Origin of the sequence: Mammaliicoccus sp. N-M50, from assembly GCF_022386995.1 — a bacterium.
In the GTDB taxonomy this organism is placed as follows: domain Bacteria; phylum Bacillota; class Bacilli; order Staphylococcales; family Staphylococcaceae; genus Mammaliicoccus; species Mammaliicoccus sciuri_A.
The window spans coordinates 13,202-27,559 of sequence record NZ_JAJNJA010000009.1; the positions used below are offsets into that span (position 1 = coordinate 13,202).

General features: G+C 33.3%; 15 protein-coding genes. 5 read left to right on the forward strand and 10 right to left on the reverse strand.

Annotation, left to right across the window (positions count from 1 at the left end; all coding sequences use genetic code 11):
• Positions 1-912, forward strand: a complete 912-nt coding sequence (gene rarD / locus LQ622_RS12650) for an EamA family transporter RarD (protein WP_103361308.1) — start codon at positions 1-3, stop codon at positions 910-912.
• 44 nt (positions 913-956) lie between these two features.
• Here the strand turns inward: rarD and argF are convergent, their stop codons facing one another.
• Complete coding sequence (gene argF / locus LQ622_RS12655; protein WP_204255353.1) at positions 957-1,958, reverse strand: ornithine carbamoyltransferase; 1,002 nt, start codon at positions 1,956-1,958, stop codon at positions 957-959.
• A gap of 226 nt (positions 1,959-2,184) precedes the next feature.
• Between argF and LQ622_RS12660 the strand changes: the two genes are divergently transcribed.
• The 3 genes from LQ622_RS12660 (at position 2,185) to LQ622_RS12670 (ending at position 3,657) form a co-directional block, all read left to right on the forward strand.
• The gene (locus tag LQ622_RS12660; protein WP_025904965.1) at positions 2,185-2,451 is read left to right on the forward strand and encodes a SunI/YnzG family protein; all 267 of its coding nucleotides are present in this window, start codon (positions 2,185-2,187) and stop codon (positions 2,449-2,451) included.
• Between the two features lie 145 nt (positions 2,452-2,596).
• Positions 2,597-3,319 (forward strand): SDR family NAD(P)-dependent oxidoreductase, encoded by a 723-nt coding sequence (locus LQ622_RS12665; protein WP_025904966.1) that lies wholly within the window; start codon positions 2,597-2,599, stop codon positions 3,317-3,319.
• 11 nt (positions 3,320-3,330) lie between these two features.
• On the forward strand, positions 3,331-3,657 hold the full coding sequence (locus LQ622_RS12670; protein WP_037590416.1) for a heme oxygenase: 327 nt from the start codon (positions 3,331-3,333) through the stop codon (positions 3,655-3,657).
• 713 nt (positions 3,658-4,370) lie between these two features.
• Here LQ622_RS12670 and LQ622_RS12675 read toward each other — a convergent pair.
• Positions 4,371-5,729, reverse strand: coding sequence for a YjiH family protein (locus LQ622_RS12675; RefSeq protein ID WP_239763288.1), 1,359 nt, complete (start codon positions 5,727-5,729; stop codon positions 4,371-4,373).
• Positions 5,730-6,088: 359 nt separating this feature from the next.
• Between LQ622_RS12675 and LQ622_RS12680 the strand changes: the two genes are divergently transcribed.
• The gene (locus LQ622_RS12680; protein ID WP_191835703.1) at positions 6,089-7,246 is read left to right on the forward strand and encodes an MFS transporter; all 1,158 of its coding nucleotides are present in this window, start codon (positions 6,089-6,091) and stop codon (positions 7,244-7,246) included.
• 46 nt (positions 7,247-7,292) lie between these two features.
• Here the strand turns inward: LQ622_RS12680 and LQ622_RS12685 are convergent, their stop codons facing one another.
• The 8 genes from LQ622_RS12685 to LQ622_RS12720 all read right to left on the reverse strand — a co-directional run bounded on the left by LQ622_RS12685 (position 7,293) and on the right by LQ622_RS12720 (position 14,345).
• Positions 7,293-7,805 (reverse strand): Asp23/Gls24 family envelope stress response protein, encoded by a 513-nt coding sequence (locus LQ622_RS12685; RefSeq protein WP_204173708.1) that lies wholly within the window; start codon positions 7,803-7,805, stop codon positions 7,293-7,295.
• A gap of 61 nt (positions 7,806-7,866) precedes the next feature.
• Complete coding sequence (locus LQ622_RS12690) at positions 7,867-8,094, reverse strand: DUF2273 domain-containing protein (protein ID WP_369919472.1); 228 nt, start codon at positions 8,092-8,094, stop codon at positions 7,867-7,869.
• Positions 8,095-8,115: 21 nt separating this feature from the next.
• Positions 8,116-8,655 carry an alkaline shock response membrane anchor protein AmaP gene (gene amaP / locus LQ622_RS12695; protein WP_025906320.1) on the reverse strand — a complete coding sequence of 180 codons (540 nt, stop codon included), beginning with the start codon at positions 8,653-8,655 and terminating at the stop codon, positions 8,116-8,118.
• A 181-nt stretch (positions 8,656-8,836) separates the two neighbouring features.
• Positions 8,837-9,853 carry a FecCD family ABC transporter permease gene (locus tag LQ622_RS12700; protein WP_126477902.1) on the reverse strand — a complete coding sequence of 339 codons (1,017 nt, stop codon included), beginning with the start codon at positions 9,851-9,853 and terminating at the stop codon, positions 8,837-8,839.
• The gene (locus tag LQ622_RS12705) at positions 9,850-10,854 is read right to left on the reverse strand and encodes a FecCD family ABC transporter permease (RefSeq protein WP_239763290.1); all 1,005 of its coding nucleotides are present in this window, start codon (positions 10,852-10,854) and stop codon (positions 9,850-9,852) included. Before LQ622_RS12705 ends, LQ622_RS12700 begins: the two co-directional genes overlap by 4 nt.
• 15 nt (positions 10,855-10,869) lie before the next feature.
• Positions 10,870-11,673, reverse strand: coding sequence for an ABC transporter ATP-binding protein (locus LQ622_RS12710; RefSeq protein WP_025906315.1), 804 nt, complete (start codon positions 11,671-11,673; stop codon positions 10,870-10,872).
• 208 nt (positions 11,674-11,881) lie between these two features.
• Complete coding sequence (locus LQ622_RS12715; protein WP_025906313.1) at positions 11,882-12,718, reverse strand: YitT family protein; 837 nt, start codon at positions 12,716-12,718, stop codon at positions 11,882-11,884.
• A gap of 673 nt (positions 12,719-13,391) precedes the next feature.
• Entirely contained in the window at positions 13,392-14,345 is a 954-nt protein-coding gene (locus LQ622_RS12720; protein ID WP_159316342.1) for an L-lactate dehydrogenase, read from the reverse strand.
• Positions 14,346-14,358 lie beyond the last annotated feature (13 nt).

Genomic DNA, 14,358 nt, shown 5'->3' on the forward strand with positions numbered 1-14,358 from the left:
ATGTCAGAATTTAAAAAAGGTATTATATATGCAATATTTGCATATGTTATTTGGGGTGTCCTACCAATTTATTGGAACCTCGTAAGTGAAATTGGACCATTCGAAATTTTAGCACATCGTATTATATGGTCAGCAGTATTCATGTTATTACTGTTATTATTTACAAAACAATTTCCAATGTTCAAAGCAGCAACAATTAAGTTATTTAAACAAAAGAAAATGCTATTCGCTATTATCATCGCTGGTTATATAATTACAGTGAACTGGGGTACATTTATTTGGGCGGTTAATAACCACCATGTACTACAAGCAAGTCTTGGTTATTACATCAATCCTTTAATGAGTATATTCCTAGCCTTTATTTTCCTAGGCGAACGATTCTCAAAAGCTCAATGGGTAGCTATTCTATTAGCATTTGTTGGTGTTATTTATATGACTTTTCAAGTCGGAGAATTTCCATTCGTATCAATATTACTTGCAACATCATTTGCGCTTTATGGATTGATCAAGAAAGTTGTAGATATCGATGCATTTAGTAGTATTACGATAGAATGTATCGTGACATTACCAGCAGCACTTATTTATATATTCTACTTATCACAACATAATGCCGTTACATTTGGTATGAACAGTTCAAGCGGATGGTTATTACTTTCTGGTGCTGTTACAGCTGTTCCACTTATTTTATTTAGTGCTGGCGCAAGAAGAATACCTCTATCTTTAACAGGCTTTATTCAATATATTGGTCCAACTATCATGTTCTTTATTGGTATATTCTTATTGAACGAACATTTCGATGTTGATCAATTTATTACATTCATATTTATTTGGGCAGGTATTATCATTTATAGCTACAGTAAATATGTAGAACTTAATCGCAATAGAAAAAAATTAACTAAAGAAGCTCGTTAACAATAAAAGGCTGAGACATTCATGGATGTCTCAGCCTTTATTTATTAATATATATCGCCACAAGTTGTAGCTAATAAAGCTTTAATTGTATGCATTCTATTTTCTGCTTGTTGGAATACTTTTGAATAAACTGATCTAAATACGTCATCTGTCACTTCCATACATGTTACACCAAACTTTTCGAAGCATAGCGCACCCATTTCAGTATTCAAATCATGAATAGCTGGTAAGCAATGTAAAAATAAAGTTTCATTTTTACCTGTTAAATTAATTAAGTTTTGATTTACTTGGTAATCTTTAAGTAATTCAAAGCGTTCTTCTAATTGTTGTTCCTCACCCATTGAACACCAAACATCTGTATATATGATATCACTGCCGTAAATACCTTCTTGGATATTATCTGTAATTAATATTTCACTTCCAGATTCTTTACTAAATGACAATGCCATATTTTGAACTTCTTCATTTGGTTGAAGTGATGATGGTGCAACAATATGAATATTCACACCTAAAATTGCACTCGTAACGAGCAATGAGTTTGCAACATTATTGCGTCCATCTCCTATAAATGTCAAAGTCTTTCCTTCGTATGTACCAAAGTATTCTTTAATTGTCATAAAGTCCGCTAACATTTGTGTAGGATGCCACTCATTTGTTAAGCCATTCCATACGGGTACGTTGGAATATTGAGCTAAGTCTTCTACTGTCTTTTGTTCAAATCCTCTAAAAGCAATTCCATCAAACATAGATCCAAGTACGACTGCTGTATCTTCTACAGATTCTTTCTTACCTAGCTGTAAATCCTCTTTACCTAAATATGACACACTTGCACCCATTTTAGTTGCAGCTACTGTGAAAGCTGAACGTGTTCTTGTAGATTGCTTTTCAAATAATAAAGCGATATGTTTCCCGTTTAAATAACGATGTGGGATCTGATGCTTTTCTTTGAATTTTAATTCCATTGCCAAATCAATAAGTGATTCTAATTCTGCTTTAGAAAAATCAACTTCTTTTAAAAAACTTGTCTTGTTTAATTCTTTTAACATAGATAACTTCGTCCCAATGAAACCAGCTCCTTATTTATTTATAAAGATAATATTACAACATACAATTCCATTTGTAAATAGTTATTCAATATATTGCATAAAAATACTTATTTTAATTAGTATGACATAATAAATAAAAAATATAACACATTTTCTCGCTTTTCTATTGAAAACGGATACATAATGCGTTATGATGTAGTCATCAAACAAAAGGATGTGTTTAGATATGGCAATGAGAGTATCAAAGGACAATAATCAAGTTCATATTCAATGGAGAGTAGCGGACATTACAATTCCAAATAATGAAATTAAAAACATTAAAGAGGATCAAGATATTCACGCTTTGTCTAATGAAGCCCAAGATCATATCGTAAGAATTGGCTCAACTTTTGGCAAAACAAATCGTGTGATTATCGAAACAAATGATAAAGAATACATTATTTATACACATGCTGATAAGAAAGTTTACAACGAGCTTACTAAAGAAGCTTAAGTTCAAACTTTCAGGCATTTTAAATAAACACCGCGAAGTCATATTACATTGACTTCGTGGTGTTATTTATATGGCATTTTCAAATTGAATTATTATGATACATTTTTAAAGCATGCTAACATATAAGAAAGGAGTGATGTTCAATATGTTAAGAGACTTAAAAGGGCTCAATGCAGTCATTACAGGTGGCTCTAAAGGTATCGGTAAATCAATCGCGATTGCATTAGCTCACGAAGGCGTTAATGTCGCTATTGCAAGTAGAAATATTGATACTTTAAAAGCAACAGCCGATGAACTTAAACAATATGACGTCAAAGTATTTTATAAAGAAACCAATATTGCGCACCAAAAAGATGTGCAACGTTTCATAGAAGATTCATACCATGCATTAGGCTCAATAGATATCGTGATTAATAATGCAGGTATTATGAAGAATAATTCATTTTTAGAAGTAAGTGAATCTGAGTTCGATCAATTATTTGAAACAAATGTTAAAGGTATATACTACGTCTTACAAGAAGCATTACCACATCTCGTAAGACAAAAAAGCGGAGATGTTATTAATATCGCCTCAATGTCTGGATTAAAAGCCAGTGCAACAAGCAGTATCTATTCTGCTACTAAATATGCGGTAATTGGTATGACTGAAGGTATTATGCAAGAAATGAGAAAACATAACATTCGAGTATCATATTTAACCCCTTCTGCCGTCTTAACAGATTTAATAGGAGAAACACAATTACAAGAAGATACGATGACGCATCCAGAAGATATAGCAGACGTAGTTGTATCACAACTGAAACTACAACCGAGAACATTTATGAAGACAGCACAAATCTGGGCTACTAACCCAACACCAAAAGAATAGGAGAGATCACTATGTATGTTGTAACAAATAGAATTAAAATGAAAAAAGGTTATGCAGAAAAATTAGCACCAATGTTTACTAAAGGTGGCGCACTACAAGAAATGAAAGGTTTCATTAAAGTTGAAACTTGGAATATGCAAGACATTGAAGACAATGACGAATTACATGTCAATATGTGGTGGGAAGAACTAGAAGACTTCGAAGCATGGAAAACGAGCGATGCATTTAAACAAGCACATAGTCGCGGCGGAGACAGTAATAAAGACAAAGGCGAATCACCAATGTTAGGATCTGAAATCGCAATCGCTAAAGTCGAAACAACAATTGACCCAAAATAATATAAATATGGACAAACTGAACTTATCTAGTTCAGTTTGTTTTTGTTATGAGGGTGGAATGAGGAAGATGTGAGTTTATTTGGTGCTTAAGCTATAATTTGGACAATCTCTTGGCTTTACTCAGACATTAAGCCATGACTTTAGCGATCTCTTGGCTTTATTCAGACATTAAGCCATGACTTTAGCGATCTCTTGGCTTTACTCACCCATTAAGCCATGACTTGGACGATCTCTTGGCTTTACTCAGACATTAAGCCATGATTTTAGCAATCTCTTGGCTTTACTCAGCACTTAAGCTAAGACTTAGACGATCTCTTGGCTTTACTCAGCACTTAAGCCAAGACTTGGACGATCTCTTGGCTTTATTCGGACATTAAGCCACGACTTAAGCTATCTCTTGGCTTTACTCACCCATTAAGCCAAGACTTGGACGATCTCTTGGCTTTATTCAAGACTTAAGCCATGACTTGAGCTATCTCTTGGCTTTACTCAGCACTTAAGCCAAGACTTGAGCTATCTCTTGGCTTTACTCAGACATAAAGCCATGACTTGGGCTATCTCTTGGCTTTATTCGGACATTAAGCCACGACTTGAGCTATCTCTTGGCTTTACTCAGCACTTAAGCCACGACTCAAAACCTCCTCATCTCCCCCAACCATTCCCATACATAAAAAACGACAGGGGCACATCATGCCTCTGTCGCTATTTTAAATTTAGAAGAATATATGAGCTAATATAACGATTATCGGTAGAGCTATGATTGTACGTATAATATAAATCATAAATAGTTTCCCTAGGCTTACTGGTATTTTCGAACCGAGTATAACGCCCCCTACTTCTGATAAATATATTAATTGTGAAATACTTAAAGCACCTACGATAAATCTTGTCATATCACTTGGTACATTACTAATCAGTAATGATGGTAAGAACATATCTGCGAAACCGATTAATAATGTTTCAGACATTTCTTTTGCATATGGTATTTGCATTAATTCTAATAATGGTACAAATGGTGCTCCTAATATACTAAATGTTGGTGTATATTCAGCAACTATAGTGGCTAAAGTACCGATTGTCATAACGACTGGTAGTACTGCTAACCACATATCCAACACAGTCTTCACACCGTTAATAATGAATTGTTTAAGGTCAGGTGATTTTACAGCTTTTTGAGTTGCTTGTTCAAATCCCCATGATATTGGATTATGTGTTTTAGGAATTGATTCATTTAATTGCTCAGTGCTTCCGTTTGAATACTTATCTGGAATTTGTTTAAGTGGCCAAATTCTAGGCATTATAAAAGCTGCTACAACACAAGCTAAAATAACGGATAAATAAAATTTAAAGAAATAATCCATTAAGCCGATTGTTTGAGCAATGACAATTGCAAATGTGATTGATACAACAGAGAATGTTGTCGCAATAACTGTTGCTTCTCGACGTGTATAAAATCCTTGTTCATATTGTTGACTTGTAATCATAACGCCAACTGTACCATCACCAATAAATGATGCTAGATTATCAACAGTTGATCTACCTGGTAATTTAAACATTGGTCTCATAATTGGAGCAAACATTGGTCCTAAAAATTCTAATAAACCAAAGTCCATTAATAATGGTAAGAACAAACCTGCAAAGAAAAATACGGCAAGTAATGTTGGTAATAAATCATTGTATACCATTAATCCGGTATTTTCATTTACAACTACACCTGGTCCGAAATCGAAATAAATAAATATTGCAAATATCGCACCTATTATTCTAATGACGACCCAAATCCAATTGACGTTAAATAATTCATTCGTTATAGATCTCTTTGTAGAAGTACTGAATATCGTAGAATAGATTAATGTCATTACTGCAGAGAAACTAATTAAAAGCATAATAATTAGCCCATCATAGTCACCTATCCAATCTAAAGCTGTATTTGCAAGGTATGCAACAGGTAAACTTGTTTCCTTCTCCCCTTTATCGTCAGTTACCGTTACAGGCACTAAAAATAAATATATTCCTAACAGTGATAATATAATAAACTTTAACCTTCCTACTAAAACGCTCGTCTCTTTCATACTTTCTCTCCTTTACGCAAGACTAACTATACACAATAATTAATAAATATTCAATACTATTCATCTCTAATTTTATTATATATTTTTATGTAAGCGCTGTCATTATTTTTAGTAAAAATAAAAGAATTATTAATCATAATATACCAATGTATTTATTATATTTTTTCTTTAAATATTTTTAATTTTCAAACAACTATTTATTATCCGTATAATATATAGAACAATTCCAATTAATTCTTTCAATTTATACCTTAAAAACACCTTACATTTCTGATTGTTCGGGTATTAAATTTTATCTGTATTTTTACAAATCACACTGTTATAATCATGATTATATGTCAAAGAGAAGGAGTAATATGATGTCGAAACCTCGATTAATTACATTTATGTTAAGCGTATTTGTTGTGGGAATGGTTGAATTAATGATTGCAGGTATACTTACTTTAATGAGTAAAGATTTGAATGTATCAGAAGCAATTGTAGGACAACTTGTAACAGTTTATGCATTAACATTCGCAATTAGCGGACCCATACTTGTTAAACTGACTAAGAATGTCTCACCAAAGACTGTATTATTAGTGAGTATGGCTATATTTATTTTAGGAAACGGGATTATTGCGATTTCACCTAACTTTACAATACTTGTAATAGGTCGAATATTATCTTCAGCCGCTGCAGCAATTATTGTCGTGAAAATCTTATCTTTAACTGTTGTGTATTCAAAACCAAGTGAACGTGGGAAAATGATTGGGCTTGTTTATACTGGTTTCAGTGCAGCGAACGTACTTGGTGTTCCTCTAGGTACTAAAATAGGAGACTTAGTAGGTTGGAGAATGTCATTTGTATTTATTTCTACAGTTGGTATTATTGCGCTTATACTTATTATTTTTAATGTCGCAAGCAATAAAATTGATACGTTAGAATCTTCTAGCCAAAGTCAAGATTACAAAGTCGTTCATCCTTTAGAAATTGTAAAATATTTAAGCATTACTTTCCTTATATTAGCGGCAAATTATGTTGTCGTAACGTATATTAGTCCATTATTATCTGTGTATGGATATGATTTAAATATTGTATCACTGGTACTACTTGTTGCAGGTATCGGTGCAATTATCGGTACGTCATTAGGTGGATATATTACAGATGCATTAGGTAGTAAAAAGTGGCTATTAATTTCATTAAGTACTTATACAGTACTGATGCTTGTATTTGAACAATTCTTACCGATACTTGTTATTACATTAATTGGTGTATTTGCTTGGAATATTGTTCAATGGGGATCAAATCCACCTATCCAAATCGGTATTATCTCTCAAATTGAAGGAGATACAAGTGCAGCAATGAGTTGGAACATGTCAAGTTTAAATGCAGGAATAGGTGCTGGTTCATTATTAGGTGGTATATTCGTATCATACTTTAATGTCGTATCTAGTTTATATGTAGCAGGTGCATTAAGCTTTATTGCATTCCTTATTTGTTTAACGATTAAGAAACAACCAAAGGCGCAGAAATCATAAAAAAAAGCGAGTGAGATTAGATAATCTCACTCGTCTTTTTTATAGATTATTGTAATTCTTTATTGCCTTTTGATTGGCCTTCATCATCAGATGATGAATTTTTTTGTTCGTATTCTTTTCTACTCATTACATCATCAACATGCATATTTACTTCAACAACTTCAAGTCCAGTCATATGTTTAACTTGTTCTTTAACTAAGTCTGCAACTTTTTTGAAGATTTTAGGAGCTGATTCGCCATATTCTAAAATAACTTTTAAATCTACAGCTGCTTGTTTTTCTCCTACTTCAACAGAAACCCCTTGTGTTACGTTATTTCCAGATGTGAAACGATCAGTTAAGCTAGAAGCAAAGCCGCCTTTCATATCTAAAATACCTCTAACTTCTCTTGCAGCAATACCAGCAATTTTTTCTACTACTTCATCTGAAAATGATAATGTATTTGAAAATTGTTGCTCTTGAGCTTGAGCTTGTTGTTGTTGAGCTTCGCGCTCTTGTTCATTTACCCCTGTTTGTTCATTGTAACTACTTTTTGCTTTGTTGTTGTCTACGTTTGCCATAATAGATTCTCTCCCTTTAATTTATAATTTGTTTGTTTTCTTTATTTATATTGTAAGCAGTCTAACTTATTCTATTTAGGAAATTTAAGAACTGCTGTGTACAATCTTTAATATACCCCAATCCTACACCTATTAAACATAGGACTAGGATTAAAACTGTTTTCCAAAAACCAATTGTTAAAAATAGTACTGCTAATATTAACATTGCGATAAAACCAATAATTCTCCATTTATATTCTTTAATAAAATTAATGAATTGATTTGGATCTTGATTTTCATTTGGCATAATCGGAACCTCCTATCCTTAGTCTTATAAAACTCTTGTGTCACTCGATTTTTGATCTCTGACATTAATCTCAATATTTTTTACAGGTATTTCTGAGAAATGCTCTACATTTTGTTTGATATCAGATTTAATTCGATCTGTTAATGTTTGAATTTGACCTGTATCTGAAACAACAAAGAAATCAGCTTTGATTGTTGCATAAGATTTATTTTTCTTATTATACAGTTTCGCAATAACATTTGGTTGACGTACTTCATCGTATTTTTGAATAGTACGATAAATACATTTTTCAACTGAATTTCTCGTAATATAAATGTGACCATCCTCATAGTCACGATGTAAGCCTGGCTTTTTATGTGTTGGTTTAAATGTTGCAAAGAACATCAATATACCAAAGAATATTAATACGCCTGCACAAGCAATCAACGTTGGTTCAAACCAATTATATTTTAATAATTCTTGTTGATAGCTCTTAATTTGGCTAATATCCAAATACATAAAAAGAAGCGTGCCTACAACTACTATTATGAATAAGCCTAGGAAAAAATTTTTTAATCTTCTCACTGGCAACTGCACCTCCTATGTAAAGTTCTATTACTACTCCTTGTTATACCCCTAAAATGATTTTGAAAACAAAATTTTATAATTTATGTATACTTTTTTGAGAAATTTTAATAATTCTTAGAATGTGTCGTGATTATAAGCACGAAAAAACTCTCTTTCATTATAGAAAGAGAGTTCACTATTATATATGCGTTGATTTTTGCATTAAGTATAAGAAATACGGCGCACCAACTATTGCAACGATAATACCTGCTGGAAGTCCGTTAGGTTCTAATACAATTTTACCAATTGTATCTGCTACAACAAGTAAAATCGCACCATTTAACACTGCAATTGGTAAGTATAATTGATGTCTTGGTCCAACAATACTTCTTGCGATATGTGGTCCCATTAAGCCAACGAAACCAATTCCGCCTGCTACTGAAACTGCAGCTGATGATAATACAACAGCTAAAAATACGAGTAGAATTCTTTCTCTATTATTATTAATACCGAAAGAAACGGAAATTTGTTCATTCGTACTTAATACATTTAATACATTTGCTTTATAGAACAAGAATGGCATAACAATCGCCAACCATGGGATAAATGCGAACACGAATGGCCATTCATCTCCCCATATGTTACCTGCGAACCATCTTGCGATAAATTCCATTTGATCTTGATCAAATGTAGACATAATTGTTATAGATGCTCCACTCAGAGCAGTAGATAAACCTACACCTATTAAGACCATTCTTACAGGGTTTATGCCTTCACCACGTTTATGACTGAATATGAAAATAACCATTGCAGTTGCTAAACCACCGAGCATACTTACAAGTGGTAATACATATACAAAATCTCCTGCTTTAATCGTACCAACAACAAGAAATAGCGTAATCATAAATCCGCTTCCTGCATTAATACCAAGAATACCTGGTTCTGCTAAAGGATTCTTCGTAATACTTTGAAGGATTGCACCACTTAACGCTAAACTTGCACCAGCAAGTATTGTGATGAGCATTCTAGGCATTCTAAATTCAAATAATACCATTGTATCTAACTCATTACCTTGTCCAAATATCGTTTTGAAAAATTGCGTAAAGGACATATTAAACTCACCAGTTGTCATGGCAAATCCCATTGAAGCAATAAGTGCGATAACTAATATAATAAATGTAATACGTTGTTTTTTAATAACTTTAGGATGTATCATAGTATTTTACCGTCCCTTCTAACAAGATAAAGGAAGAACGGCACACCGATAATTGAGATAACAGCTCCAATAGGTGCTTCTCCTAACATTCTTGCAATCATATCTGCAAATAACAGAATAAAGCCTCCGAGTACTGCTGATAAAGGTATTACACGTTTATAATCTGTTCCAATCATAAATCGAACAATATGTGGCACCATTAAGCCGACAAATGCGATTTGTCCAACGATTGAAACTGCTATACCTGCTAGGAACATTGTAGCAATTAAACTTGTGTATCTTACAAATGTACTATTTTGGCCTAATCCTTTAGAAAGTGTATCACCTAAACTAAGTATAGTAAGTTGTCTACTCATAAAAATAAGAACAATTAAAATAACAATAACAACTGGTGTAGAGATCATAAGTTGTTTCCAAGTTGTACCACTTACACCACCAACACTCCAGAATGTTAATGTTTGATTTAATCTAAATATTAAAGCAATTCCTTCACTTGCAGCTGTTAAAAGCGCAGATACTGCAGCACCAGCAAGTACTAACCTCATTGGGCTGAATCCACCTCGTTTAGATGAGCCAACACTCATAACAAGTATCCCACCTATAGCTGCACCTACGAATCCTGCAAGCATCAATGTGAAATAACCTGCATTAGGTATAACGGCTAAAGTTAACGCAAGCATCATACTCGCACCAGCATTAAGACCTAATAAACCAGGGTCAGCTAAGCCATTACGTGTAACGCCTTGCATGACAGCACCGGATACAGCAAGTGCCATACCTACAATAACAGCACCTATTTCTCTTGGAATTCTTATTTCTCTTAATATATTATGTTCTTCTATTTTAGGATTATAATGAAAAATCGCATCATAAACCATTTGTATTGAAGTCGTCTTTGCACCAAATAAAAATGACAGAAGTAAAACAGCTACAAGTAAAATGATTGTAACTGTTAATATAATTGGATAGCGATTAGCTTTTAATGTTTTAGTCTGATTCATTGGGTTGCCATCCTTTTATAACTTCGTATAGTGCTTACATAATAAATTATATGTTACAAGCATTGGTTTTCCAGTACGTGGATCTGTAGAAAGCTCTGCATCAATATTGAAGACTTCTTCCAATATTTCATTTGTTAGAACTTCTTCAGTTTGACCTTGTGCAACAATTTTACCAGACTTCATAGCAATTAAATGATCTGAGAAACGGATTGCTTGGTTAATATCATGTAAGACCATAATAATCGTACAACCTTGTTCTCTATTTAATTCCTGTACAAGTTCTAAAATTTCTAATTGGTGTGAAATATCTAAATAAGTAGTTGGTTCGTCTAAGAAAATGATGTCTGTTTTTTGAGCGAGCGCCATTGCAATCCAAACACGTTGTCTTTGACCACCACTTAAATCGTTAATTGATCTATATTTAAATTCATGCGTACCTGTTACATTTAAAGCCCATTCAATTTCCTCTTTATCTTGTTTAGATAATCTACCGAAACCTTTTTGATGAGGAAATCTACCATAAGATACGAGTTCTCCAACTGTTAATCCATCTGCAACATCAGGAGATTGGGGCAAAATTGCAATCTTTTTAGCTATTTCTTTAGTTGAAGTTGAATGCAAATTCTTACCGTCTAACAACACTTGACCTGTTTGTACATTTAAAATACGGCTTAAAGCTTTTAATAAAGTAGACTTACCGCAACCATTTGGTCCGATGATAGAAGTCACTTTGCCATCTGGTACTTCAAGATTCAATTCATTAACTATTAATTTGTCTCCATAACCTATTGAAATAGCTTCTCCCGTTAAACGATTCATAAAGAACCCTCTTTCCATTAAAATAAACTCTATTTATATGATATTTTCATTAATTGTATATATTTGTAAATGATAATCATTATCATCATTCACATTCATGTATTATAGCATTTAATAGTAGCTTTTTCTATCATTTTCTGAATATTTTCGTATTCCGTTCACAAAAAGAGGTTGGCACAATTAATGTGTACCAACCTCTTAAACATTATTATTCATCTACTAAAAAGCCATTTCCAAGAACGTCTCTTACGTCATGGACAACGACAAATGCATTTTCATCGAACTTTCTAATCATGCGTTTTGTTCTAGAAAGTTGTGTCTTCGCAATAACTACATATAAGACATCTGTGTCTTTCTTAGAATAATAGCCTCTACCATTTAGAATCGTACAACCACGACCAATTTGTTCATCAATCATTTTGGCGATTTGATCGGGATTTTGAGAAATAATTGTAACGGCTTTTTTAGGATTGAGACCTTCAATTACAAAGTCCATCACTTTTGTTCCTACATATAATGAAATCACTGTAAGTAACGCTTTTTCTAAAGGCATTACAGTAAGTGAGAACATCACGACGATAAGGTCAAAGAATAGTAGAGCATATGATGTATTTACGTCTAAATATTTATGCGCTATTCGGGCAAGAATCGTCGTCCCAGCAGTCGTACCACCAGACAATACAATGAGTCCTATACCTAGACCAACCATGAAACCACCAAAGATTGTGTTAATTAAAATTTCGTTCGTATGCACAACCCAAGATTCAGTCAGACCTAGAAATACAGAAATAGCAATAACCGCTATTATCGTATATACAGTACTTCTCTTGCTTAAAAATTTATAACCTAACGCAATTAAAATAGCATTTAAAATAAACGTAGACCATGCAGGTGAAATATCGAATGCATAAAGTAAGATTAAAGAAACCCCAGTTACGCCACCTTCACCTAAATTAGCAGAAATGATAAAGGCATTAACACCCGTAGCAAAAATAAAAGATCCTGCCAAAATTAATATCATATCTCGTAAAATTCTATTTTTCATGACCTTACCTCCTCTATATTTTTTAACAGACATATTGATACTACCACAATCCTCAAATCCCCTCAACATGCCGATTTTAAATAGAAGACGAATCATATAATGGATGAGGAATGATGATGTGAAAAAAAGTGATTTGAATTAAAGGAACTGATGGAGGTGCGAGAAATAGATGATGTCTTGGCTTAGTTAGAGCGTTAAGCCATGACTTGGACGATCTCTTGGCTTTATTCAGACATTAAGCCACGACTTAGACGATCTCTTGGCTTTATTCAGACATTAAGCCATGACTTGCGCTATCTCTTGGCTTTATTCAGACATTAAGCCATGACTTGGCTCATCTCTTGGCTTTATTCAGACATTAAGCCATGACTTGGCTCATCTCTTGGCTTTATTAGGACGTTAAGCCATGACTTAGACAATCTCTTGGCTTTATTCGGACATTAAGCCATGACTTAGACGATCTCTTGGCTTTACTCTGGACTTAAGCCATGACTTATGAGTTTATTCCGCCTTTAACTCACGTCTTCCATCATCTTCCGCCTTCAATCCCACTCATTTTCACATTCCCCCCTTAATTCAAACAGTCACCACAAAAAATACCGACAAAATCTTTTCTAGACTTTGTCGGTACTACTAAAATCTTCATATATTAAATCCCTGATATATCTTACTATTAAAATTCTTTTTCAAATGGTGCTTGTATATCTTTCAACACTTTAACAGAGTTATCGAATAATGATTTTTCTTCTTCATCTAATGGCATTTCGATGACTTCTCTAATGCCTGATCTGTTTATAAGTGCTGGTACGCCTATATACACGCCTTCATGTCCGTACTCGCCTTCTAAATATGCAGAAACTGTCAACACCACATCTTGGTTATTTAAAATGGCTTTTGTAATACGCATTAACCCCATTGCTACTCCGTAATAAGTTGCGCCTTTTGCTTCTATAATTTCATATGCTGCATCTCGAGTTTGTACAAATATTTCTTCTACTCTATGTTTACGTGATTCGTCTTTTTCAATAATACTTCTTAATGGTTTACCTGCAATATTAGCATGAGACCATACTGGTAATTCTGAATCACCATGTTCACCGATAATGTTTGCATGTACACTTTGTGGTGCTACATCGAATTCTTCACTTAATAAATATCTAAATCTTGCTGTATCTAATATAGTACCTGATCCGATTACACGTTCTTTTGGTAAACCAGAGAATTTCATAGTTGCATAAGTTAATACATCTACTGGGTTAGTTGCAATTAAGAATATACCATCAAATCCTGAGTCCATAATTTCAGTAACGATTGATTTGAAAATTTTCATATTTTTTGCTACTAAATCTAGTCTTGTTTCACCTGGTTTTTGTGCTGCACCTGCACAAATAACTACTAAGTCTGCATCATGACAATCTTTATAGTCACCTGATTTAACTTTAATTGGTGATGGTCCGTATACTGTACCATGATTTAAATCCATGACATCCCCGATTACTTTCTTTTTATCTAAATCTATGATGACAAATTCATCACAAATACCTTGGTTTATCATTGAAAATGCATAACTTGAACCTACTGCACCATTACCTACTAATACGACTTTTTTACCTTTGAATTGTTTCATTATATTCGCTCCT